This is a genomic window from Micromonospora maris AB-18-032 (genome assembly GCF_000204155.1).
In the GTDB taxonomy this organism is placed as follows: Bacteria; Actinomycetota; Actinomycetes; order Mycobacteriales; family Micromonosporaceae; genus Micromonospora; species Micromonospora gifhornensis.
Map to the genome: position 1 here is coordinate 6415369 of NC_015434.1, position 25356 is coordinate 6440724.

The 25356-nt window shown below is 68.9% G+C and carries 12 protein-coding genes and 3 rRNA genes; 5 read left to right on the forward strand and 10 right to left on the reverse strand.

Features of this window, described 5'->3' with window-relative positions; all coding sequences use genetic code 11:
- Window positions 1–28: 28 nt before the first annotated feature.
- Window positions 29–190 carry a hypothetical protein gene (locus tag VAB18032_RS32195; protein WP_013736401.1) on the reverse strand — a complete coding sequence of 54 codons (162 nt, stop codon included), beginning with the start codon at window positions 188–190 and terminating at the stop codon, window positions 29–31.
- Entirely contained in the window at window positions 187–1947 is a 1761-nt protein-coding gene (locus VAB18032_RS28455; protein WP_013736402.1) for an MmpA family trehalose lipid delivery protein, read from the reverse strand. Before VAB18032_RS28455 ends, VAB18032_RS32195 begins: the two co-directional genes overlap by 4 nt.
- Window positions 1948–2094: 147 nt before the next feature.
- Here VAB18032_RS28455 and VAB18032_RS28460 point away from each other — a divergent pair, with 147 nt between their 5' ends.
- Window positions 2095–4140: a hypothetical protein gene (locus VAB18032_RS28460; RefSeq protein WP_043722274.1), complete on the forward strand. Its 2046-nt coding sequence runs from the start codon at window positions 2095–2097 to the stop codon at window positions 4138–4140.
- A 9-nt stretch (window positions 4141–4149) separates the two neighbouring features.
- Here the strand turns inward: VAB18032_RS28460 and VAB18032_RS28465 are convergent, their stop codons facing one another.
- A complete protein-coding gene (locus tag VAB18032_RS28465) occupies window positions 4150–4905 on the reverse strand; it encodes an FkbM family methyltransferase (RefSeq protein WP_013736404.1) in 756 nt (251 codons plus the stop codon).
- Between the two features lie 157 nt (window positions 4906–5062).
- On the opposite strand from VAB18032_RS28465, the gene VAB18032_RS28470 reads away from it, so the two are divergent.
- Complete coding sequence (locus tag VAB18032_RS28470) at window positions 5063–6427, forward strand: polysaccharide biosynthesis protein (RefSeq protein WP_013736405.1); 1365 nt, start codon at window positions 5063–5065, stop codon at window positions 6425–6427.
- Window positions 6428–6484: 57 nt separating this feature from the next.
- The gene (locus VAB18032_RS28475; protein ID WP_013736406.1) at window positions 6485–8302 is read left to right on the forward strand and encodes a VanW family protein; all 1818 of its coding nucleotides are present in this window, start codon (window positions 6485–6487) and stop codon (window positions 8300–8302) included.
- Window positions 8303–8716: 414 nt separating this feature from the next.
- On the opposite strand, the gene rrf is transcribed toward VAB18032_RS28475, so the two are convergent.
- From rrf to VAB18032_RS28495, 4 genes are all read right to left on the reverse strand, one after another.
- Window positions 8717–8833, reverse strand: a 5S ribosomal RNA gene (rrf, locus tag VAB18032_RS28480).
- A 95-nt stretch (window positions 8834–8928) separates the two neighbouring features.
- A 23S ribosomal RNA gene (locus tag VAB18032_RS28485) occupies window positions 8929–12040 on the reverse strand.
- Window positions 12041–12422: 382 nt separating this feature from the next.
- Window positions 12423–13937: ribosomal RNA gene (locus VAB18032_RS28490) — 16S ribosomal RNA — on the reverse strand.
- The 16S, 23S and 5S rRNA genes sit together here, the layout of an rRNA operon.
- Window positions 13938–14654: 717 nt before the next feature.
- Window positions 14655–14906: an SCO4848 family membrane protein gene (locus VAB18032_RS28495; protein WP_043722278.1), complete on the reverse strand. Its 252-nt coding sequence runs from the start codon at window positions 14904–14906 to the stop codon at window positions 14655–14657.
- Between the two features lie 69 nt (window positions 14907–14975).
- On the opposite strand from VAB18032_RS28495, the gene VAB18032_RS28500 reads away from it, so the two are divergent.
- The gene (locus VAB18032_RS28500) at window positions 14976–15515 is read left to right on the forward strand and encodes a hypothetical protein (protein WP_013736408.1); all 540 of its coding nucleotides are present in this window, start codon (window positions 14976–14978) and stop codon (window positions 15513–15515) included.
- 69 nt (window positions 15516–15584) lie between these two features.
- Here VAB18032_RS28500 and VAB18032_RS28505 read toward each other — a convergent pair whose 3' ends face one another.
- The 3 genes from VAB18032_RS28505 to VAB18032_RS33600 are packed head-to-tail and all read right to left on the reverse strand — an operon-like array spanning window position 15585 to window position 21490.
- Entirely contained in the window at window positions 15585–16400 is an 816-nt protein-coding gene (locus VAB18032_RS28505) for a DUF6406 domain-containing protein (protein WP_013736409.1), read from the reverse strand.
- Window positions 16401–16445: 45 nt separating this feature from the next.
- A complete protein-coding gene (locus tag VAB18032_RS28510; RefSeq protein WP_148272346.1) occupies window positions 16446–17318 on the reverse strand; it encodes a DUF6406 domain-containing protein in 873 nt (290 codons plus the stop codon).
- A gap of 2 nt (window positions 17319–17320) precedes the next feature.
- Window positions 17321–21490 carry a C2 family cysteine protease gene (locus tag VAB18032_RS33600; protein WP_415878025.1) on the reverse strand — a complete coding sequence of 1390 codons (4170 nt, stop codon included), beginning with the start codon at window positions 21488–21490 and terminating at the stop codon, window positions 17321–17323.
- Between the two features lie 981 nt (window positions 21491–22471).
- On the opposite strand from VAB18032_RS33600, the gene VAB18032_RS33605 reads away from it, so the two are divergent.
- Window positions 22472–22867 carry a leucine-rich repeat domain-containing protein gene (locus tag VAB18032_RS33605; RefSeq protein WP_415878026.1) on the forward strand — a complete coding sequence of 132 codons (396 nt, stop codon included), beginning with the start codon at window positions 22472–22474 and terminating at the stop codon, window positions 22865–22867.
- Window positions 22868–25356 lie beyond the last annotated feature (2489 nt).

The following is a 25356-nucleotide window of genomic DNA, read 5'->3' on the forward strand; positions in this document are numbered from 1 at the left end:
CGACGCGGGCGCCTTGTGCCGTTCGAGGTCAGCGCGTGCCGTACAGCGGGGCCTCGGTCTGCTCACTCACCTTGGAGTTCGCGGCCTCCTTGGCGGACGGGCTGAGCACGTTCGCCAGACCGACGCTGCCGAGCATGCCGAGCACGACACCGAGTACCCCGACGGCGACGAACGCGGGCAGGTTCCTCATCCACCTTCTCCTTCCGCGGGACTCGCGTGCCGGGACGCTACCACGCGGTAGCTCCGTCGCGCAGCGTCCAAAAAACCGATGGCCAGCACCACCGTTGCGGCAAGGAGATGCGCCAGGCCAACCGGTCCGGGACGGGCCGGGGCAGGCGCGGGTCGCCATTGCGGATTCTCGTACAGGGTCAGGTCGTCGCCCGCGTACACCCGGTGGAGTCCGTCCAACGTCGCCGGGTCCACCGGCGGGCCGGCCGCCCGCTGCACAAGCACCCACCGAGGACCGGCCGTTGCCACCGGTTCCCCCGCGTCGAGCAGGTCCCGCACTCGGGCGGCCTGCGGGTCTTCGCCCGCCACCGCCGTACCGTCCACGCGCAGCGTGTCGTCGATCAGGACCGGCACGCCCAGATACCGGGGCGCTGGATCGATCACCACCTGGTCGTCGTTCCACGAATAACTCTGGTACTCCTGGAACGGCAGCGAGATCACCTCACCCGGCCGTTCCTGCACCAGCCGGGCCACCACCGCCCAGTCCGCCGGCCACGCCACCGGGCGCAGCCGACCCACCCCACCGAACGCCAGGTCGGGCAGGACGGCCACCGGCAGCAACGCCGCACCGACAAGCAACACCCGCCCGGTCGCCGCGTCGAACCGGGCGGTCAACCACCCGGCGAGCCGCTCCGCCCCCAACGCTACGGCGACCGCCAGCAGCAACGCGTAGGGGACAAGCAGCTTCTGCCCGTCGCGCAGCAAACCCGCGCCCGGCACGTTGGCGACCAGCCAGCCCAGCACCGTCACCGCACCCGGCAGCACGCCGAACACCGCCGCCAGCCACGACCCGACCGCCAGCAGGCCGAGACGGTTGGTCACCCCGGCCGCCCAGCGACGCCGCAGCAGCGGTACGCCAGCAGCGGCGACCACCAGCAGCAGCCCGGTCGCCACCGGCACCAGCAACCCGGACCGCGACGCCGGAGTGGCCTGTGCGTTCCAGATGCCACCGGTACCGGCGAGCGCCACCAGGGGACCGGCCCAGTTCTCCGCCCGGGCGGCGAAGACCGCCACCCCGGCGGGATCGGACCGCCCATCACCGGCGCTGGTGAAGCCGGCCACCAGCCACGGCGCGTTCAGCAACAACGTCACGCCCACCCCGACCGAAGCCGACCGGGCCGTACCCGGCCCGACGAGCAGGACGGCGACGACCACCAGGGCGAGCAGGCCACCGGTCGGGGTGATCGCCGAGACCGCCGCCGCCAGCAGCAGCCGGCGCAGCGCACCCCGCTCACCCGCCCGTACCCCGATCGCCGCGCGCACCAGCCACGGCATCGCGGCGTACGCGACCAACAGTCCCCACTGGCCGATCAGCAGCCGCTCGGCCAGGTACGGCGTCCAGGCGTACCCGAGGGCGGCGACCACCCGCACGGCCGTCCGCCGGGTCGGCACCAGCCGGGCGGCGCCCAGCGCGGCGAAGTACAGGATCGCCACAAGTACCAGGCGTTGCAGCAGCCAGCCCGGAACCAGTTGGTTGGCCAACGCCACCACCGCGTCCTGCGGTACGGCCCGGGGCAGCGCCGTGGCCGGGGCGATCACCTCCCAGCTCAGCGCCTGCCTCGGCACGAAGACCATGTCGTAGCGCAGCACGTAGCCGGGCCGGGCCAACGGCGCGAGCACGACTGCCGTCACGGCGGCAGCCACCAGGTGCGGCACGAGGCGACCGACGGCACGGCCACGCTCGGCCGCCGGGCCGCCCTGCCGCAGCCGTTCCCGCATCCGTGGACCTCACCTCGCCGGTACGCGGCGACCCGCCGCGTCGGTGGCGGCCACTGTAACCGGCAGACTCCGCCCGGGTCGCCAACCGGTCGAACCATCCGTTGACCTGATAGGGAACGCGTTCAGTGGTGTGGCAGTCTTCCCGCCATGGCATCAGCGGGGGCAGGCGTGTCGACGGCACCGGGGCGGCCAGGCGGCCGGCTGAGCGGCGACCGGATCGCCACGGCGGCGCTGGTCATGATCGCGGTCAGTGTGTTGTGGCGCGCCCAGGTGGCGTCCCGCGGTTTCCTGGCGGCCGACGACTACGTGCTGATCACCCAGGCGGCGGAGTCCCGGCTGACCGTAGAGCATCTGTTCGCGCTCTACAACAACCACCTCATGCCCGGCGGGCGGCTGCTCATCTGGCTGGTCACCGAATACGTCGGCCTGGCGTACTGGCCGTACGTGCTGCTCATGGCGATCGGCCAGGCGATCCTCGGGATCACCTTCTTCCGGCTGCTACGGCGGATGCTCCGCCCCTCCGCGCTGCTGCTCCTGCCACTCGGCCTGCTGCTGTTCAGCCCGCTGACCCTGGAGGCGAGCACCTGGTGGGCGGTCGGCGTCAACATGCTGCCGATGCAGATCGCCATGGTGCTCGCGGTCTCCGCCCAGGTCGGCTACGTGCAGACCGGGCGTCGGCGGCACCTGGTGAGCCTGGCGTCGGCTCTGCTGCTCGGCCTCTTCTTCTTCGAGAAGTCGATCCTGATCGTGCCGCTGGTCTTCCTGCTGACCGCCGCCTGCTACGCCGACGGTGGTCCGGTACGGGCCATCTGGACCACGATCCGTCGGTGGTGGCCGTCCTGGCTGATGCTGACCGTACTGTCGCTCGGTTTCGCGGCGGCCTACCTGGGCCGTTCGGAATCGTCGCTGCGTCGCCCGGAATCGGTGGGCGAGGTCTTCTCCTTCCTGACCCAGATGTTCGGGTCGACGGTGATGCCCGGCCTGGTGGGCGGCCCGTGGCAGTGGCTCGGGGCCGGTGACGGCGCGCCCGTCGCCTCGCCGCCGCAACTGGGCACCTGGGTGGGCTGGACGATCGTCGCCGCCGTGGTCGCGGCGACCGTACGCCAGCGTCGCCGGGCCGGCCGGGCCTGGCTGCTGCTCGCGGCCTACCTGCTGATGGTGGCGGGAATGCTTGCCGCGACCCGGCTCGGCTCGGCCTTCAGCGGGGTCGCCGGCGGCGTCCCCCGGTACGTCAGCGACGTCGTCGTGGTCGCGGCGATCTGCCTGGGCGTCGCCGTGGTCGGGCTGGCCCGTAGGACCGACCTGACTGTGCCGACGACACCGGCGCAGCCGGTGATCGCGTCGACCACGCCGGCTGTTGCGGCGACGGGCCAACCGGCACGGCTGGTCTCCGGGCACGGTGTCATCCACGCGGAAGCCCCCGTCGACCCGGAACCCCATCCCGGCCGGGCCGCTCCCGGACCACCCCCGGCCGACGTGCCACCGTCGAACCCGACCGAGCCGCCCACGCCGGGACTGCTCGGTCCGGTGCCGGAGCGTTACCGGGAGGCGGTCACCGTCGTCCTCGTCCTCCTCTTGGTCGCGGTCGGCCTGGGCACGGTCTGGACCACCGCCCGGTACGGCGACGAGTGGGCGGCGAAATCCGGCCGGTCGTACATCGACACCGTGCGGATCGAGATGGCCAGCGCGCCACCGGACACCGTCTTCTTCGACGCCCCGGTGCCGGACAACGTCGTGCCCCGCCTCTCCTCGCCGTACAACCTCCAGTCCCGGTTCTTCCGCGCCTTCGGTACCCGCCCCACCTTTGTCGACGAGACCGACAACGCCTCGGTCCTCGACGATCTGGGCCGCATCCAGGTGGCCACGATCGTGGGCAGCATCATCCAGCCCGGCCCTCAGGAGGGTTGCGGCTACCGGGTCGGCACCGGAGAGACCGTACGGATGCCGCTGAACGAGCCACGCTTCGAGTGGCACTGGGTGGTACGCATCGGCTACCTCAGCTCGGCCGACGGCACGGCAACCCTGCGGCTCGGCGACGGCGTGGCCCAGTTCCCGATCCGCAAGGGTCTCAACCAGCGGTTCTTCCGCATCACCGGTGGCGGCGACACGGTGGAGCTGACCGTGACCAGCGGCGAGGTGTCGCTCTGCACCAACGAGATCGCGATCGGCGACCCGGCACCCAGACCCGAGTAGCGGCGTACGTCACTCGGGGCGGAACAGCACCGAGTTGACGTACCGGGGACGGGGCCAGACGACCCGGCGGGCGAAGCTCTGCCCGACCCGTACGATCGCCTCCCGCTGGTGTCCACCGAGGTCGAAGTCGGCAAGCGGCACCCATTCGCGCTCCGGCAGCACATATCCGCGGTAGCCCCAACCGGTGAGCAGGTCCAGCAGCGGCTCGACCGGTTGGATCCGCTCCTCCACCTCGATCAGCAGCACCGGCCGGTCCCGCTTGACGGTCTCCGCCGCGCCGCGCAGCGCCGGCAGTTCGTGCCCCTCGATGTCGAGCTTGACGAACCGCACGTCGGTCAGGCCCAGCGAGTCGAGCGTGATCCGTCGTACCGGCACCGGCTCGCCCTGTGTCGGATCCTCCAGCGACGAGGTGCCCACGATCGCGCCCCCTGCGGGCAGGTACAGCGTGGCGGAGCCCTCGTGGTCGGAGACCGCCGCCTCGACCACCTCGACCGTGGGGAAGGCCGAACGCAGCTGTCCGGCCAGCGCCGCCGTCGGCTCCACCGCGACCACCCGCTCCGCCCGCCGCAGCAACCGGGCCGTCCACGGGCCGTACCAGGCACCCACGTCCACCGCCGTACCGCCGGACGGAACGAACTCCGCCAACCGGGCCAGTTCCGGCTCGACCCGCGGATAGGCGCGGCGGATCGCTGCGCCGAGCAGCCGCTCGGGAAGCATTGCCGCCAGGCCGGAGGTTGCTGCGGGGGCCAGCTTCGTCGACGCCATGGGGCAGCACACTAGACCCTTTCCGCGGCGCTGGGCAGGGGCCGTCGGTGCGGGGCTGTCCGGAAAGGCTACCGGCCGGTACCGTCTTGCCGGTCGGGCCGCTTCCCGACGGGATCAGCCGGCCGGTCGTGCGGGCGGCCGGCAGACGCGGAGTGGCATGACACAGACGACGGGCAGCGACACCAGCAGGGTTCGGCTCGGCGCGGCCGGTGCCGCCGTCACCCTCGCCACGCTGGTGACAAACGCGCTGGCGTACGTCGTACCGGTGCTGGGCGCCCGCCGGCTGAGCGCCGCCGACCTGGGCGCGCTGGCCACCGTCCTCGCGCTGGCTGCGATCGCCGCGGTGCCCGGGTTCGGGTTGCAGATCGCGGTGGCCGCGCACCGGGCCCGCTCAGGTGGCGACGGAGCCGGCCGACTCGGGCTACGCACCGCCGCGCTCACCGGTGCCGTCACCCTGGCCCTGGCACCGTTGTTGACGGTGCTCCTGCGGCTGCCGGCCCCGCTGACGCTGCTGCTCGCCACCACCACGTTCGCCACCGTGATGGCCGGCCGGTGGCTCGGTGAACTGCAGGGCGACCAGCGTTTCCTGCGGCTCGCCGTCGCCATGGCCGTACTGGCCGCCGGCCGCTACGGCGGGCTGGTCGTCGGCCTCCTGCTCGGTCGAGGACCGGCAACCTGCCTGCTGTTGACCACGGTCACCGGCCTGCTCGCCCTGCCACTGCTGGCCCGCCTCGCCTCCCCCACCACCACTGCGACAGCCACGCCCGGTGCGGTGCCGACCGGGTCACGAGATGATCAGCCGAGGTCCGCCGAACCGGGCGACCCGGTGCCACGCCGGCTGGGTGCCCGGCAGGTGACCACCGCCTGCGCCGCCACGCTGGCGATGCTCGCCATCTCGTACGCCGATCTGATCCTCGCCCGCCAACTGCTGCCCGCCGCCGACTCCGGCGCGTACGCGGTCGGTTCGGTACTCACCAAGGGCGCACTGTGGGCACCTCAGGTCGTCACCCTGCTGGTCCTGCCCCGGCTGGCCCGGGGCGACCGGCGCGCCCGCCTGGTGGCGCTGGCGTTGATCACGACCTGCGGCGCCGCCCTCGTCGCGACCGCCGCCATCGGCGGCGAGTTGGCGTTCCGGCTCGCCGGGGGCGCCGACTACCTTCACCTGGCCGACACCGCGCCGATCTTCGCCGCCACCGGCGCCCTCTACGCAGTGGTGTTCATGCTCGTCAACGACCGGGTGGCGACCGGCGCGCGCTGGCCAGCCGCACCGCTGTGGATGGCCACGGTCGGCCTGACCGTCTGCGCTGCACTCATCGCCCCACGCACCGTCACCGGGGTGCTGTCCTGCGCGCTGGTCACCGCCGCCGTGACCGCCGCGACGATGTCCTGGCTGGTCTTCCGACCGAGCCACCCGCGAACTACACAGCGTGACCGTACCGCTGCCCCAACGCCTCAAACCGGTGTCGATGGCGACTCTCCGCACACTCAGACCCCCCGTACCCCGTCGCGTTGGCTACCGTAGTTGCTCCCGGGGTGAAGGTTCCCAACTCCGCCCACGGCCATTTCCGAAGAGGTAGCTGTGACCCTGTACGGCGAGAACCGTCCGCCCGCTGACGACGACCGGCCCACGGTCCAGGTGAAAGCGGTCAGTTGGCCTGTCGAGGAACCGGAGCGCCCCACACCTGTCGATCCGCCGCAGGGCAGCGCCAAGCGATCCCGCCGGGTCCGGATCCTGCTCGCCACCGGGGTGGCCACCGCCGTGCTCGCGTCGGTGGGCGTCGTCGCCGCCTGGACGTACGCCGGTGACGTCCCGCGCGGCACCACCGTGCTCGGCACCGAACTCGGCGGGCGCAGCCGGGCCGACGCGGCGCGGGAGCTGCAGGCGCAGCTGGACCGGCGCGCGGCCGAACTGGCTGCCCCGATCGAGGTACGGGTGGGCGAACGCACGGCCCAGATCAACCCGGCCGAGGTCGGGCTCACTGTCGACGTGGACGCCACCGTGGCCGCCGCGGCGGCAGCCCAGGCGCACGCCGTGGACCGGTTGGTCGGCTCCCGCGAGATCGAGCCGGTGGTCTCCGTCGACGTGCCGAAGCTGGAAGCCGAGCTGCAGAAGTTGGTCGGCAAGCAGGGCCGGAAGATGACCATGCCGGCGATCACCTTCTCCGGCACCACCCCGAAGGCCCGTCACCCCAAGCCGAGCCTGGCCCTCGACACCGAACACTCGGCGCAGGTGGTCAAGGAGGGCTGGCTCAGCGGGCAGCCGGTGACCGTGCCGTTGGTGGAGAACCACCCGGTCACCTCCGCCGACGAGGTAGACCGCCTCGTGGAGGAACTGGCCAAGCCGGCGGTCGCGGCACCCGTCAAGCTGAACACCGACCGGGGCACGGTGACCATCCCGCCACAGGCGATCGCCAAGAGCCTCCAGTTCAAGGCCGACAAGGCCGGCAAGCTCACCCCGAGCGTGGACGCCAAGAAGCTCAGGTCGGCCCTCGGCGACCGACTCGACAAGGTCGAGGTGGCGCCGAAGAACGCCACGATGACCATCTCCGGCGGCAAACCGAAGGTGGTCGACGGGCGCGCCGGCAAGCAGGTGGACATCGGCAAGCTCCGCGACGACCTGCTGGCCGTCCTACCCCGCACCGACGACCGTACGATCTCCGCCGACCTCAAGCCGGTCACCCCGAAGGTCACCGCCGAGAAGATCTCCGGTCTGGGGATCAAGGAGAAGGTCTCCTCCTTCACCACGTACTTCACCGGCGGCCTGTCATCGCCACGTAGCCAGAACATCGTGACCATCGCCAAGCACGTCGACGGCACCGTGGTCCTGCCCGGCGACACGTTCTCGCTCAACGGCCACACCGGGGAGCGCGGCTACGCGCAGGGCTACCGCGACGCACCGGTGATCCTCGACGGCAAACTGGTGCCCGGAGTCGGCGGTGGCACCTCGCAGTTCACCACCACGCTGTTCAACGCGACCTACTACGCGGGCCTGGAAGACGTCGAGCACAAGCCGCACTCGTACTACTTCAGCCGCTACCCGGCCGTCATCGAGTCCACGATCTTCTGGCCGAACCTCGACTTCAAATTCCGCAACAACACCGAGTACGGCGTACTGATCGACACCTCGTACACCGCCAACTCGATCACCGTCTCGATCTGGAGCACGAAGATCTGGGACAGCGTCAAAACCGAGTACGGCCCCCGTCGCAACATCACCTCGCCGAAGACCGTCTATCTGGAGCCGGGGCCCAGCTGCATCCCGGCCAACGGCAGCCAGGGCTTCACCCAGGACGCGTTCCGCGTCATCAAGAAGGACGGCAAAGTCGTCAAGCGGGAGAAGTTCACCTGGACCTACGACGCGGAGCCCCGCTTCATCTGCGCCAAGGAACCCGCCTGACCTCGGCACACACCGGACGATGACCGCGCCGCCGAGGGGCAGTGGTTCACCCTCGGCCCGGCGCCTGTCCGCCCATGCCGAGGACGGAGAGAACGCGCGGAGAACAGCCGCGGGTCAACGGTCTGGCGCTGCCCGTCCTGCTGAGGGAACTGCTCGACCTCAGCCGCTGGCGACACCGGGTGACGACGTCCTGCGTGATCTCATGCCCCTGGTTCTCCTCCGGCTCCCCTAACACCCACGCTCGAACACCCACGCTGTGTTGCTCGGCCCGCCGGCCCGTGGCATTGCGTGAGGTCATGACCAGGGCGCCGCTCGACGGCGCAGAGCCCGTCCCCGAACCAGCAGTAACTATTTCCCGGGGGGTAGATACGTTTGAGGGCCACCCCAGCAGGGGTGGCCCTCAAATCGAAGAATGTCCGGCGGTGTCCTACTCTCCCACACCCTCCCGAGTGCAGTACCATCGGCGCTGGAAGGCTTAGCTTCCGGGTTCGGAATGTAACCGGGCGTTTCCCTTCCGCCATAACCGCCGTAACCCTATCAACATATCAAACAACACCACACCAACAACTTGTCGGGGTATTTGTTTGTTTGTTGTGAGTTACACAGTGGACGCGAGCAGAACCTTTGTGAGCAAGTCCTCGGCCTATTAGTACCGGTCAACTGAACCCGTTACCGGGCTTACATTTCCGGCCTATCAACCCAGTAGTCTAGCTGGGGGCCTTACCCACCCGAAGGTGGTGGGATACCTCATCTTGAAGCAGGCTTCCCGCTTAGATGCTTTCAGCGGTTATCCCTTCCGAACGTAGCTAACCAGCCGTGCCCCTGGCGGGACAACTGGCACACCAGAGGTTCGTCCGTCCCGGTCCTCTCGTACTAGGGACAGCCCTTCTCAAGTATCCTACGCGCACGGCGGATAGGGACCGAACTGTCTCACGACGTTCTAAACCCAGCTCGCGTACCGCTTTAATGGGCGAACAGCCCAACCCTTGGGACCTGCTACAGCCCCAGGATGCGACGAGCCGACATCGAGGTGCCAAACCATCCCGTCGATATGGACTCTTGGGGAAGATCAGCCTGTTATCCCCGGGGTACCTTTTATCCGTTGAGCGACACCGCTTCCACACGCAAGTGCCGGATCACTAGTCCCGACTTTCGTCCCTGCTCGACCCGTCAGTCTCACAGTCAAGCTCCCTTGTGTACTTGCACTCAACACCTGATTGCCAACCAGGCTGAGGGAACCTTTGGGCGCCTCCGTTACCTTTTAGGAGGCAACCGCCCCAGTTAAACTACCCACCAGACACTGTCCCTGAACCGGATAACGGTCCGAAGTTAGATACCCGAATCAACCAGAGTGGTATTTCAAGATTGCCTCCACACATACTGGCGTATGCACTTCACCGGCTCCCACCTATCCTACACAAGCTAACTCAGATACCAATGTCAAGCTATAGTAAAGGTCCCGGGGTCTTTCCGTCCTGCCGCGCGTAACGAGCATCTTTACTCGTAATGCAATTTCGCCGGGCCTGTGGTTGAGACAGTGGGGAAGTCGTTACGCCATTCGTGCAGGTCGGAACTTACCCGACAAGGAATTTCGCTACCTTAGGATGGTTATAGTTACCACCGCCGTTTACTGGCGCTTAAGTTCTCCGCTTCGCCCCGAAGAGCTAACAGGTCCCCTTAACGTTCCAGCACCGGGCAGGCGTCAGTCCATATACATCGAATTACTTCTTCGCATGGACCTGTGTTTTTAGTAAACAGTCGCTTCCCCCTGCTCTCTGCGGCCATACAACGCTCCACCCGCGCGGGGCTTCACGTCTCCGGCCCCCCTTCTCCCTAAGTTACGGGGGCAATTTGCCGAGTTCCTTAACCACAGTTCGCCCGATCGCCTCGGTATTCTCTACCTGACCACCTGTGTCGGTTTGGGGTACGGGCCGCTCAGAACTCGCTAGAGGCTTTTCTCGGCAGCATAGGATCACTGACTTCACCTGAATCGGCTCGGCATCACGTCTCAGCCTACATGTGCCACGGATTTGCCTATGACACGGCCTACACGCTTACCCCGGCACAACCACCGGCCGGGCTCAGCTACCTTCCTGCGTCACCCGATCGCTTGACTACTACCCGCCAGGTTCCCACGCTCCCCAACCTCAACCCGAAGGTCTTGACTGGTTTGGGTGGTTAGCACAACGAGGTTCATCAGGGACGCTCCTTCGCGGGTACGGGAATATCAACCCGTTGTCCATCGACTACGCCTCTCGGCCTCGCCTTAGGTCCCGACTCACCCAGGGCGGATTAACCTGGCCCTGGAACCCTTGGTCATCCGGCGGAAGGGTTTCTCACCCTTCTTTCGCTACTCATGCCTGCATTCTCACTCGTGCCGCGTCCACAACTCGATCACTCGGCTGCTTCACCCCCGGCACGACGCTCCCCTACCCATCCACACACCTGCACAAGGCTCCAAAGAACCTCGCGAAGTACACGCGTGAATGCCACAGCTTCGGCGGTGTGCTTGAGCCCCGCTACATTGTCGGCGCGGAACCACTTGACCAGTGAGCTATTACGCACTCTTTAAAGGGTGGCTGCTTCTAAGCCAACCTCCTGGTTGTCTATGCGACCCCACATCCTTTTCCACTTAGCACACGCTTAGGGGCCTTAGCTGGTGATCTGGGCTGTTTCCCTCTCGACTACGAAGCTTATCCCCCGCAGTCTCACTGCCGCGCTCTCACTTACCGGCATTCGGAGTTTGGCTGATTTCGGTAAGCTTGTGGGCCCCCTAGACCATCCAGTGCTCTACCTCCGGCAAGAAACACACGACGCTGCACCTAAATGCATTTCGGGGAGAACCAGCTATCACGGAGTTTGATTGGCCTTTCACCCCTAACCACAGGTCATCCCCCAACTTTTCAACGTTGGTGGGTTCGGCCCTCCACGCGGTCTTACCCACGCTTCAGCCTGCCCATGGCTAGATCACTCCGCTTCGGGTCTAGAACATGCGACTCAAACGCCCTCTTCAGACTCGCTTTCGCTACGGCTCCCCCACACGGGTTAACCTCGCCACATGCCACTAACTCGCAGGCTCATTCTTCAAAAGGCACGCCGTCACCCCGCAAGGCTCTGACGGATTGTAGGCGAACGGTTTCAGGTACTATTTCACTCCCCTCCCGGGGTACTTTTCACCATTCCCTCACGGTACTCGTCCGCTATCGGTCACCAGGAAGTATTTAGGCTTACCAGGTGGTCCTGGCAGATTCACGGCAGATTTCAGGAGTCCGCCGCTACTCGGGAACACCCACAGAAGACCAGCTGTTTTCACCTACCGGACTATCACCGTCTACGGTCAGCCTTTCCAGACCATTCAGCTAACAACTGGTTTTATAACTCCTCAAACGAGTGTCAGCTCGTTTCGCAGGGTCCCACAACCCCGACCACGCAACCCCTGACAGGTATCACACGCAACCGGTTTAGCCTCAATCCGCTTTCGCTCGCCACTACTCACGGAATCACTAAATTGTTTTCTCTTCCTACGGGTACTGAGATGTTTCACTTCCCCGCGTTCCCTCCACACACCCTATGAGTTCAGGTGCAGGTGACATCACATGACTGATGCCGGGTTACCCCATTCGGACACCCTGGGATCACAGCTCGGTTGACAGCTCCCCCAGGCCTATCGCGGCCTCCCACGTCCTTCATCGGCTCCTGGTGCCAAGGCATCCACCGTTCGCCCTTGACAACTTGACCACAAAGATGCTCGCGTCCACTGTGCAATTCTCAACAAACAACCAACCCACAACCCACAGCCCCACACCAGCAACCCCACCCCAAGGTGACATCCGGTATGCGAGACCAGGCCATGCCTGGCAACCAACCCCCACCAACCGGTGGAGTAATCGGCTCCGAAGAAAACAACCCATGGTTGTTCCTTCAGGACCCAACAGGGTGCTCTACATCCCTCCCCAGCCGCACCAGAGCAACCGTTCCCACCAACCCGAAAGCCGGCTGTACTAAGCGCCCCGACCGTTGCCGAGGAAAAACTCGCCAGTGTCTCCGCCATTGAGCACCCCGACCTGACATTCGCAGATCGCGGGCTCCATACCAGCCTTCGCTGGATGGTGCTCCTTAGAAAGGAGGTGATCCAGCCGCACCTTCCGGTACGGCTACCTTGTTACGACTTCGTCCCAATCGCCAGCCCCACCTTCGACGGCTCCCTCCACAAGGGTTGGGCCACCGGCTTCGGGTGTTGCCGACTTTCGTGACGTGACGGGCGGTGTGTACAAGGCCCGGAACGTATTCACCGCAGCGTTGCTGACTCTGCGATTACTAGCGACTCCGACTTCACGGGGTCGAGTTGCAGACCCCGATCCGAACTGAGACCGGCTTTTTGGGATTCGCTCCACCTCACGGTATCGCAGCCCATTGTACCGGCCATTGTAGCATGCGTGAAGCCCTGGACATAAGGGGCATGATGACTTGACGTCATCCCCACCTTCCTCCGAGTTGACCCCGGCAGTCTCCCATGAGTCCCCAACCGAATTGCTGGCAACATGGGACCAGGGTTGCGCTCGTTGCGGGACTTAACCCAACATCTCACGACACGAGCTGACGACAGCCATGCACCACCTGTCACCGGCCCCGAAGGACCCCACATCTCTGCAGGATCTCCGGCGATGTCAAACCCAGGTAAGGTTCTTCGCGTTGCATCGAATTAATCCGCATGCTCCGCCGCTTGTGCGGGCCCCCGTCAATTCCTTTGAGTTTTAGCCTTGCGGCCGTACTCCCCAGGCGGGGCGCTTAATGCGTTAGCTGCGGCACAGAGAACCGGAGAGGCCCCCCACACCTAGCGCCCAACGTTTACAGCGTGGACTACCAGGGTATCTAATCCTGTTCGCTCCCCACGCTTTCGCTCCTCAGCGTCAGTATCGGCCCAGAGACCCGCCTTCGCCACCGGTGTTCCTCCTGATATCTGCGCATTTCACCGCTACACCAGGAATTCCAGTCTCCCCTACCGAACTCTAGCCTGCCCGTATCGACTGCAGGCCCGCAGTTGAGCCACGGGTTTTCACAGTCGACGCGACAAGCCGCCTACGAGCTCTTTACGCCCAATAAATCCGGACAACGCTCGCGCCCTACGTCTTACCGCGGCTGCTGGCACGTAGTTGGCCGGCGCTTCTTCTGCAGGTACCGTCACTTGCGCTTCGTCCCTGCTGAAAGAGGTTTACAACCCGAAGGCCGTCATCCCTCACGCGGCGTCGCTGCATCAGGCTTCCGCCCATTGTGCAATATTCCCCACTGCTGCCTCCCGTAGGAGTCTGGGCCGTGTCTCAGTCCCAGTGTGGCCGGTCGCCCTCTCAGGCCGGCTACCCGTCGTCGCCTTGGTAGGCCATTACCCCACCAACAAGCTGATAGGCCGCGAGCCCATCCCAAGCCGAAAAACTTTCCACCCACAAACATGCGCCCATGAGTGAATATTCGGTATTAGCCCCCGTTTCCGAGGGTTATCCCAAAGCCTAGGGCAGGTTGCTCACGTGTTACTCACCCGTTCGCCGCTCGAGTACCCCGAAAGGCCTTTCCGCTCGACTTGCATGTGTTAAGCACGCCGCCAGCGTTCGTCCTGAGCCAGGATCAAACTCTCCAACAAAAACCTGTTGAACAATCCATCCCGACAACAAACAAAATGTTGCCAAAGGAATCCCAACCAGACCAGACCACAAAGGCCCAACCCAGTCCGGGGTATCAAACTACTTGGCACTGGCTTATCAAGCACCCTGTTGAGTTCTCAAAGAACAACCACACACCATCAAGCAACCCACCAGGGCCACCATCCGGGGCATCCGTTCCACTCTCACACCCGCCGCTCTCGCGCCGGGCACTTTTACTACGTTACCTCACCGTCTGGCCCGTGTCAACCGGTGTGTCCCGGTCCGTCACGCTTCATGCGGTTCGGCACCCGCGATCCGGCGCAGCGGAGATCCGCTTCGCCAGTTCATCGGATTTGGCAGGCCGGCCGCTGCGGTCTCCCGCAAGCTCGCCCGGTGCCCTGCCGGACGTGAACCTTACCCGGTCGGTTCCGCTCCGCCAAATCCGCCTCGCGACGAACCAGACGAGCACCACCCGGACCGAGCTCACCGAGAAGATCCTCCGCAAGCCCGGTGCCATCGTCGGAGCGGAGTCACCGGGTCTTTCGCCCCGTTTCGCCCGTTCCGCGCTGGCAGAGAGAAACCTACGCGGCGGACGGATTGATCGTCAAATCGATCGGGAACGGTCCCCTCAGGGTCTCCGGAGCGGGGTCGCGGGGCTGGGGGCGCGGGACGTAGGACGCTGCGCAGTCGCCGTACCTTCCAGACATCGAACCGGCTCAGGGCGTACGACGGCGTGCTGCTCGCCAGGCGCGGACGCCGAGCAGTCCGACGGTCGTGCCGATGGCCAGCGAGGCGCCGATCAGCAAGGCGTGCACCCAGAGGAAGCCGGTGGCCGGCCAGTCCCCGACCTTGCCGCTGGTCCAGGACCTGGGGTCGTTCCAGATGGCCAGCGCGAAGCGGGGCCAGATCACCCAGGTCCAGACCCCGACCCCGGTGAGGAAGATCGCCCAGCTCCGCGACAACACCATGGTCGGCGAGTATGCCAGCGGCACCACCGGGGGCGGTGCCGAAGCTCTTGCATCGGTACGGTTGAGCGCATGAATCCGCCGCTCAGCCGTACCAGCGCGGAGGCGCACCTCTACATGGACCTGCACCCCTGTTCGTGCGGGTCGACCCGCTTCCCCAGGCACAGTGCCGTCGTCGCGTTGGCCGACGGTGACCTGGCCAGCCGTTACACCGGTACCTGCGAAGGCTGCGGCGCGGAACGGGAGTTCGTCTTCCGGCTACCGGCCACACCGGGACGCACGAGCGGCGGGTTCCGCTACGGCGGCAACGAACCGTCTCAGCTGCTCGACCCCGGAGAATGGCTCCTGGTCGCCGACGCGTACGCCGGATCGGTGCCGGCCGAATCCGCCGGTGAGGCCGGCCAGCGGGCCCGCGCCGCGCTCACCCGGGCCGTCGCCGCGCTGGACGAGGTGGGCAAGTTCGCCCCGGAGGGCGGCGGCGAAATTCCCGCGAGCGCCTTCGTCAGCGACCGGGGGCGGCAGTTGCACCAGCGCGAGCCGGGCCGGTTCCGGCGCGAGCGACTCGCTGCGGTTCGCGGCAGCTACGCCGAACTGCTCGCACGGCTCGGCTGAGCGCTTCGGCGCCGGCCCGGCCGAGCCGGTCGGGGCGTAGGACTCTGCGCGTAATCACCCGGCTACCGGTCAGTGCCGCCCGCCGTCCCGGTCGATGTCGGTGCCGAACGGGGCGAGCTGGGCTGGCGGGAGATGGGCGACATCGAGCGGTGCCAGCCGGCCGACGAGGTCGGGCATGGACCCGGCCACCGGTCGCAGCTTGCGCTCCCGGGCCGCTGAGATGGGACCGACCATGTCCTGCTCGGGCAGGAAGTAGACCGTGCTGTCGTACGGCTGTGCGGTCGAGACCAGCAGCAGACCGCCGGACGGCCTCGCAATGACCAGCCACTCCGGTGAAAACCACGGATCGCGGTGTACGCGCTGCGCCGGCACCAGGTCGGTGGGCGGATGCTGCGGGTGCACCCCGAACAGCGGACGCTCCGGCATCAGGGTGAACGTGACGCCCGGAACGTGGTGGTCCACCTCGGGCTGCGCCCCGTTGTTCCGGCGCAGCCAGTCGCGGTAGTCGGGCGGAAGCGGCTGCCCGAGGGCCGCCTCGACAGCCTGGAGTTGCGCCTCGTCGAGTTGACCGTACGGGCTGAGTCTCGCCCGCTCCCACGGTCGGCCGATGGGTGGCGCCTCGCTGCCGTCCACCCGGCGGACGGTGACCTCCCACTCATCCAGGCTGGACATGACGAGATCGGCGAAGCGCCAGGTCTCCTCCCCGACAGGAAACGTCTCGCCGAGCGTGACCTCGTGGGCGGAGTCCTCGCCGGAGGAGGGCATGACGATGATCTCGGCGCGTACGGGCGGCCCGACGTCGACCCAGCGCACCCCGAGCCGAGCCGGTCCCAGGATCGCCGTGGCGTTGTTCGCGATGGTGGCGACATCAGTGAACGAGCGCAACGCTTGTCTCCCGGTTCTCGCGGCTGGGCGCGACGGCGGACCTGGTCAGAACGGCCCGTCCTGGTAGTTGCGGGGGTCGGTGAAGGTGCCGGGCGGCAACATCTGGACCGGCGGCTGGTCGTCCAGCTCCTTCGGGGTCAACCGTCCGAGGAACTCGCCCATCGACCAGGCAACCGCGCGCAGCTTCTGCTCCCGTACGGCTGAGCCGGCCGGGCCGGGCGGACCCAGCAGATCCATTTCGTGCACGAAATAGATCTTTGGGATGTCCGTCAGTGCGGGGACCACCAGCAGCCCACCGAACGGATTCGCGATCACCAACCAGTCGCGCGACAGCCACGGATCCCGATGTACGCGTTGCGCGTGCACCAGGTCGAAGGGCGGGTACTGGGGGTGCACCCCGAACAGCGGACGCTCGGGCAGCAGCGAGAACGGTTTACCGGGAATATGGTGCTCGACCTCGGGTTGCGCGCCATTGTTCCGGCGTAGCCAGTTGCCGTAGTCCGCCGGGAGCGGGTGCCCCAGAGCCGCCTCCACCGACTGGACCTGCGCCTCGTCGAGCTCGCCGTACGGGCGCAACCGTGCCGGCTTCCAGAGGTGACCGGTGGGCGGCTCCATCACCTCGTCGTCATCGACCCGACGGATCTTCACCTGCCAGTCGTTGGCGCTGGTCATGTCGAGATCCGCGAAGCGCCAAATCTCCTCGCCCACCGGAAAGGTCTCGCCGAGTGTCACCTCGTACCGTGTGGTGTCTCCTTCCCGACGCGGCATGACGACGATCTCGGCACGCACCGGTGGTCCCATCTCAATCCAACGCACCCCGAGGCGGGCCGGACCAATGTCGGTGGGGATGTTGTTACGGATCGCGGTTTTCGCGGTGAAGGATCGCAACGGCTGTCCCCCTGTCCCTGCGGCCGGCATCTTCAGCCGTCGATCATTTCGTGCAACGCGGACTCCTCCGGCAGCCTAAACCCGAGCACCTCACGGGCGATCCGCTCGGCCTCCCCCCGACCGACGGGCACCGACCCGCCGATGCCCGGCTCTCCGCTTGTCGTCCAGCGGGCCTCACGCTGGCCGTTTCCGGATGACAGCAGGACGCTCAAGCCGATCACGGTACCGCTGCCGTCGAGCAGCGCGAGGTAGCTGATGTCGGCCCGCTCGTCTTCCAGGTCGGTACGGCCGAGAGTGTGCTGACGTGGTCTGTCGCTCGCGGCCCCGGCCGCCGGCTCCGCCGACCGGGGCACCGGGACCGACGGCGTCAGCGGCATCGCCGGCGGGGCTGGCGGCGTGGGCGGCGTCGGCGGGACATCCGGGCTCGTCACCGAGGCTGTCGGCGAGGCGCTGCTCGTGCCGGCGACGTCCGTGTGGGCGTAGTCGGACGCCATCAGATCGAGGAAGTCTCGGACCGGAATCGGTGCGGGATGATCGTCGCCCCACGGGTTGCGCAGTTGCACCAGGCCGTTGGTCACCGACACGACCTCGTATGCGTGCTGAGCGTAGAGCCCGAACGGCAGTCTGGAGAGTCCCGGCGGGTAGCTGGTCTCAGGCAAGGTACCGGAGATCACCGGGCTTCCGGCGGCGAGGAGGGCGCCCAGCCGAGCGGCGACTACAGCCTCCTGTCCGGGCCTGGTGTCGAAGACCGACATCCGACTCTGCACACCCGTCAACTGGGTGATCAGCTCCGCCTGAAGATAGCTGGTGCTGCCGACATGCAGCCGGGCATAGCCGAGCGGGGCCGCCCGATGCGGATCGTCCTTGCTGCGCCAGGCGGTCCAGTCCCGCTGCCAAGCCTCGTGCCGCTGCATGGTCCACGTCCGGTCGACCGCCGCCAGCGCCTTCTCCAGCACCGATGCCCAACCTGTACCGTTCACCGACCTGTCGGCATAGGCAGAAACGCCCATGCTGCCGGCATGCAACGGCACATCCGGTCGCACAGTGATCCGGACGCGTCGGCCGGTGGGTGTAGACGTGTCGCCCTGCAGGGCGCTCTCGTGCAGCAGCACATCCACCGTGCCGTCCGAGTTCGGCTGAAAAAGGCCCGCCAGCGCATCCGGGCGGTGGCCGGCGACAGCGGCCATGGTGGCGAGCATTCCGCAGTCGCCGAGTACGCCCTGACTCACCTGCTCGCGATGCGGCGGTCCGGCGAATAGTGGCGCCGGTTGGCCGGTCTGGTCGTCCAGAGCCAGGCCGTACCTGACCGGATAGTTCGGGTCGGGGTCGGGCAGGGTGACCCGGTCGGCGACCACGGCCACCTCGGTGCCGCTGACCGTCGGCTCGATCTCGATCTCGATCTCGATCTCGACATCGACGATGGTGCTGGGGTCGGGGGGAAGCATCGCCCGCAGCGCGTCGGTGAGCGCGTTCGGCACCAGCGCCATCAGCCGCGCGTCGGTCACGTAGTGGAAGCCATGGGTGCTGAGCACCGCCATCGCGGCGGGGTTGGACCCGTACGCGGCACGGAAGGCGGCGGCGACCCGGCTGCGGTCCTCGGCCAGCAGTGACCTGCGACCGCTCTCGGTGGTCAGGTCGAACGCGGGCGCCGACACGTCGAGTGGGAACTCGGGGGCACCGTCGAGGGTGTAGGGGCGCAGGTCGAAGCGGCCGGTCAGGTCGACGTAGACGCCTTCGGCGGCGAGCCGGTCGGCCAGCTGCGGATCGGTCTGCCGGATCGCGTCCAGCGCGGCCGGTGGCAGCGCGACGACCTGCCCGGCCAGGGCCGGCATCCGGGGCAGCGAGGACTGGCTCCGCTCCCCGTGCACGGCCAGCTCGCGCAGCTTGTTGGTGATCTCGGCGGCCGAGGGCGGCTGGAGGTCGGGTGCCAGCCGGGCGCGGTAGTCGATCGCCCGGAACCGCTCGACCCGGTTCGGGTCCGGGTTGACAGCGAGCACTCCGGCCAGCGCCTCCGGCGTGATCTTCGGGACGCTCAGCCGGATGACGTGGTGCCACGCGTCGGCGGGGAGCAGCGCGAGGCGGGCGGGTGCGTCCGGCGTACCCCAGTGCAGGCCGAGCTGGTCGACAAGCGCGTCGATCTCGCGGCGCAGGACCAGCCGGGTGCTCGGGTCGGCATTCGGGTACCCGGCGGCCAGCACGCGTAGCTCGGCCAGCCGGCCACGGTCGCGGGCGGTGAGGCCGGCCGGGTCGATTGACGTTTCCGGGGTGCCCTGGTCGAAGAGTCCGACCTGGGCCTGGCCGCTCTCGTGTCGGGCCAGCAGCTCGGCGAACTCGTGGGCCACCGCGCGATCCACCACGGCGTCGACGGCCCGGTCGGAGACGGTGAGGGTGAAGGTGCCGTCGAGGTTGCGGGTCGTCTGCGCCACCGTCGTGCCGGTGAGCGCGCCGGTGGTGACCTGGACCCGCAGCGGCGCCAGGCCGCCCGCCCGGACCTCGAAGACGTCCGGCTCGACGGCGGTTATCTGGTCCGCGCCGATCGTGTCGGCCAGGGTGGGCAGCACCAGTCGCGCCCGGTCGAGCACCGCCGTCGGATCGGCGGCCGGTCGACCCTGCCCGTGGAAGTCGGAATCCGGCAGCGCCGCCACGCTGCTCTGCGCCACCTCGACGTGCCCGTACCAGGGACTCATCAGGTCTAGGAAGGCACGTACCGGCATCGGCGTGGGGTGGCTGGCGTTCCACGGGTTACGCAGCTGCACCTCACCGTTCGCCACCGACACGACCTCGTACGCGTGGCCGGGGATGAGTCCGTACGGCGGTTTGCCGGGGTACTGGGCGGCCGGCAGGGTTCCGGTGATCACCGGGCTGCCGGCGGAGAGCAGGGTGGCCAACCGGGCTTCCGCCTCGGCTTCCCGCCCGGGCGTCGGATCGAGTCGGCTGACGCTGCTGGGCAAGCCGGTGAGTTGGGTGAGCAGTTCCGCCTGCACCAGTCGGCTGCTGCCGTTGCCGAGTCGGGCGTAGCCGAGCGGGGCGGCCTGATGCGGGTCGGCACCGGGTCGGACGCTCCACTGCTTCTGCCACTGGTCGTGGCGCTGCTCGGTCCAGGTGCGGTCGACCGCCGCGATCGCCTTCTCCAGCAGCGACGCCCAGGAACTGCCGACCGTCGACTGGTCGGCGTAGGCGCTGCGACCGTTCGAGTTGGCGTGCAACGGCACGTCCGGCCAGACGGTGACCCGCAGTTGGCGTCCGGTCGGGGTGACCGACTGCCCCGGACCGCTCGCCTCGTGCAGCAGCACGTCGACCGAGCCGTCCGGGTTGGGGTGGAACATCTGCGCGATCGTGTCCGGCAGGTGGCCGGCGACCGCCCCGATCACGGCGATCATGCCGCAGTCACCGAGCGCGCCCTGCTGCACGTCCTCGCGCCGGGGCGGACCGTCGAACAGCGGTGCCGGCTGTCCCGTCCGGGCGTCCAGCGCCGGCCCGTACGCCGGGCCGGGTGTGGTCGGTGAATCCGGTGGCAGGGTCACCCGGTCGGCCACGACCTGGGTGTCGCCGGACGGCCCCTGCGTCGACGCGCTCTCCGCCGAGGTGGCCGGGGTCGGCGGTACGGGGGTGATGCCGCGCAGCACGTCGGTCAGGACGTCCGGCACCAGCCCCATCCAGCGGGCGGTGCCCTGGTAGTGGAAGTCGTGGTCGGCGAGCAGGGTCGCGGCCTGACCGCCACGCAGGGCACGCAGTGCCGCCCGGGACCGCTGCCGGTCCTCGTGCAGTTGGGCCTGCCGCCCGGCTTCGGTGCTCAGGTCGTACGCCGACCGGGCCGCACCGAGGTCGATCGCCGGCACGTCCGCCATGTACGGGCGCAGGTCGTAGCGGCCGGTCAGGTCGACGTAGACGCCTTCGCGGGCGAGCCGGTCGGCGAGTTGCGGGTCCACCGCGCGGACCCGGTCGAGCTGTGCCGGCGGGATGCCGATGATCTGCCCTGCGAAGGCGGGCATCCGCGGCATGCCGGACTGGGTGTGTTCCGCCTCGGCGGCCAGTTCCCGCAGCCGGGCCGCCAGTTCCGGCGACTGCGGCACCTGGAAGTCGGGGGCCAGCCGGGACCGGTAGTCGATCAGCCGGACCCGCTCGACCTCGGTGAGGGCGGGCGCCCCGGCGAGCACCGCCGACACCGCTTCCGGGGTGAGAGCGGGGACGCTGAGCTGCATCAGGTGGGCCAGCACGTCGCGCGGGAGCAGCGCCCACCGGGCCCGGACGCCCTGGTCGCCCACGCGGAGGCCGAGGTGCTCGGCGAGGGCGTCGATCTCGGCGCGTACGGCCGGTCGGCCCGGGGCGTCGGCGGTGGCGTACCCGGCGGCGAGCAGCCGGATCTCGGCGAGCCGACCCCGGTCGTGGGCGGTGAGCCCGGACGCGTCGATCGGGCCGCGTACGTTGCCCGGGTCCAGCGGGCCGACAAGCGCCCGGCCGGCCTCGTTCAGCGCCACCAGCTCGGCCACCTCGTGCGCCAGGGCCCGTACGACCGCCTGGTCCACGGCCCGCTCCGACACGGTGACAGTGAAGGTCCCGTCGGGGTTGCGGACCGACTGGGCCACCACGCCGTCGGCCAACGGCCCCGCGGTGAGCCGCACGGTCAGCGGGTGCTGCCCGGCCGGACGGATCTCGAACCGGTCCGGGCCGACCGGCACCACCGCGTCGACCTGCGCGTACGGCGCCACCTGCGGCAGCGCGACCCGCGCGGTGTCCAGGACCGCGCCCGGGTCGGCGTCCGGTCGACCCAGGCCGTGGAAGGTCGAGCCGGGCACGGCACTGGCGGTGAGCGAGCCGGTCGTCGATACGCTGCCGTCATGGCCACGCCCGCCGAGCTGTACGCCGCCATCCTGGCCGACCCCGACGACCTCGACCTGCGCCGGCGCTACGCCGACGCCATCGAGACCACCGACCCCGACCACGCCGAGGTGATCCGCATCGACCTGGCGGGCACCCGGCCCGACCGGACCGCCGCCCTGCGGTACCGAAGAGTCGTCCCGCGGCTCGCCGCGCCGGTCGCCGACCTGCTCGTCGACTGGAAGGTCCGCAACGGACTCGTCGAGCTGGTCACGATGACCGCCCGCACCTTCGTCGACCACGGTGCCGAGGTCTTCGCCCACCTTCCCGTCCGCCACCTGACCCTTGTCGACGCGGCCGGGCTGATGCCGGACGTCGCCGGTGTCGCCGCTCTGGGACGTCTGGTCGCCCTCGACCTGAGTGACAACCCGATCGGTGACGACGGCGTCGGCGCGCTGGCCGGCTCCCCGCACCTGGGTCGGTTGCGGTGGCTGGGCCTGGCCAACTGTGGCGTCGGGCCGGCCGGTGCCGAGGCCCTCGCCGCCAGCCGCAAGCTGCCCGCCCTGCGTTACGTCGAGCTGTGGGGCAACCCCGTCGAGGTCGTCGCCAAGGGCGTCGGGCAGGACATCGACGGCAGGCCCGTCGCTGTCGAGATGCCGCCGCTCGGCCGGGAACTCAACGACCGGTACGGTCCGCTGCCCTGGCTCGACATCCAGTGGGGTTGGCGACTGCTCGGTGTCGCCCGCTGGGACGAGGTCTGACGGCCCACCTGAGGTGTCCGGGCCCGTGCCGCCAGTCGGCTGCCCGCCGGGTGGCACGGGCGGGGCGCCCAGGTTCGCTTCGGCGATCCGCTGGGCGTGGAACCGGATGCTGGGCGGAATGCCCCGCGAATCGTCCGGCAACGCGGCGGCCTGGTCCACGATCGTCTGCCGCAGCGCGGGGCCGACCTTGGCCAACAGCGGACCGGCCACGCTGGCCCCACCGAGGACCCGCAGCTGGCCGCTGGTGTCCCGCAGACCCAACACGTCGGCCGGGCCGTCGTGTGCGGTGGCCGGGCCGTGCAGCGGCGACAGGTCCACCTCGGACAGCAGGTCGGCGACGCCCCCCGGATATTCGGGTGCCTGCCCGATCGAGAAGACCACCCGGTCGTACGCCTGCCGGCTGCCGTCGGTGAACTCCACCAGGAACCCGCCGTCGACCGTGTGCCGCAGACTGACGATCTCCCGCAGCGACTGCTCCACCTGGCCGCGTACGGATTCGGCATAGGCACCGACCTCCGGCAGGGTGTTGCGCCGGTTGTAGCCACCGCCGAAGCTGAACCGCAGCTGCGCCTCGGCGTCGTGTCCGGGATCGCCGGTCAGCTGGTCGGGTGGCGGCGGCACGGCCCGGGCCGACCAGTCGACGCTGCTGGCCTGGGAGGCCACCGCCTGCTCGATGTCCCACGCTCCGGAGGCACCCGCGCCGAAGACGAGCACCCGGTCACCGGGGCGGTACGCGTCGGCCAGGTTCTGCCCGCCGAAGTCGACGACGGGCACGGCCGGGCGGGGGTCACCGAACGAGCCGTCCGGCGCGTGGCCGAGCCGGGCGCGTACCTCGTCGGAGAGGGTGTCGGGGTCGACCGGCGCGCCGTCGGGGTCGAAGACCTGCCCGGTCGTGGGGTCCACGGCGTAGCCGGAGGTCGGATCGACCACCAGGGGATCCGTCGGCCGACCGCCGAAGTCGGCCAGCAGCGGTGCGTTGGGGACGCCGGCACCGAGGACGGTTCGTACCGTCGCCGGGAGGGTGTCCGGATCCACCACGGTGCCGTCGGGGGCGCGGAACACCGGGGTCGGCCCGGACCGGTCGACCCGGTAGCCGGTCGTCGGGTCGACGTACCGGCCGCCTGCGGTGGCCGGCGCGTTCGGCACCCGGGAGGGTCCGGGCCCGGACGCGACATCGACGGAGGCGGTGAAGAACTGTCGCCCACCCACGGTCACCCGGAAGTTCGCGCCGTCCGGCCAGCCCTCGGCGTCGGCCGGGCGGGGCGTGATCGCGGTCGCCGTGCCCTGGTAGGTCGGCATTCCGCTGAGCGCCCGCGCCGCGCCCACCGCGTCGGCGAAGACGTCGGACGGCGTGAACTGGGTGCCCGCCTCGGCCAGGTCGGCCGGCTGGAACGGCATCCCGGGAAGCTCCAGCTCCGACGGGATCTGGCCCATCAGCAGGGCCTGTCGCTCCGCCCAGGGGTCGTGGCCCTGCGACACGCAGAGCACCGGCGGCAGGCCGATGCCGGTATCAGGGGCGCCGCCCATGGTGACGAAGTCGGCGGTGGCGGCCCAACCGCCACCGATCACCAGCCGGCCGAAGACGTGCTCGGGCGCGATGTCCAGGGTGGCGTCGACCCTGGTGGTCAGGGCGAGGTCGGCGGCGTTGCGCAACGCGGTGGCCTGCTGCGCCCAGGTACGGGCCTCGGCGCGGATCGCCGACCGGGCGGCCCGCAGGTCCGCGACGAGTTGCTGCCCGGTCGCCTGGCCGATCAGGTTCTCGATCGCCGGGGCCGCTGGGCCCAGGTGGCTGCGGATCAGATCGAGTCGGGCCTGCGCCGCCTCCGGTCCGACCACCGGGACGTTGGCACCGAGCCCGTGCACGGCATGCGACGGGTCCTGTTCCAGCAGGCCGGAGGCGACGAGCAGGCTCAACGCCTCGGCCTGCAACTGGCCGGCGCGGGCCGGATCGGTGGTCGCGGCGCTGTCGGCGAGGACGACCCGCAGCTCGGCGAGGCGGCCGATGTCCCGCGCGGTGAGGACGCGGGTGCCGTCGTACTCGGGTCGGGCCCCCTCGGCGAGCGCGGTGGTGGCGTCGGTACGCAGGTCGACGGCGCGTTCCTGGGCGACCGTGTCCACCTCGGCGAGCATCGCGGCGACGGCCCGCCGGACGTGGTCCGGATGTGCGCCGGTGGACACCTGCACCACGGCACCGTCGGCGGTGTACCCGACGGTGGCGACCGGCACGGCCGGTACGCCCGCCGGCGGGTCGGCCAGCACGATCCGTACCTGGTAGGGGCCGTCGGCCGTGTCCAGGGTGACGGTGGCGGCGGCCGGGTCCACGTTCGCCTGCTCGGGCAGCGGGCCGGCGGTCAGCGCTTCCTGCACGGCCTGCGCGGTCCGGGCCGGATCGGCGTCGAGCAGCGCACCGCCGAAGGTCGTACCGGCGGCGGCCTGCCGCAGGTCGGGCCCGTCGGCAGGGGTCGGGTCGGAGTCGGCGCCCGGCGGTG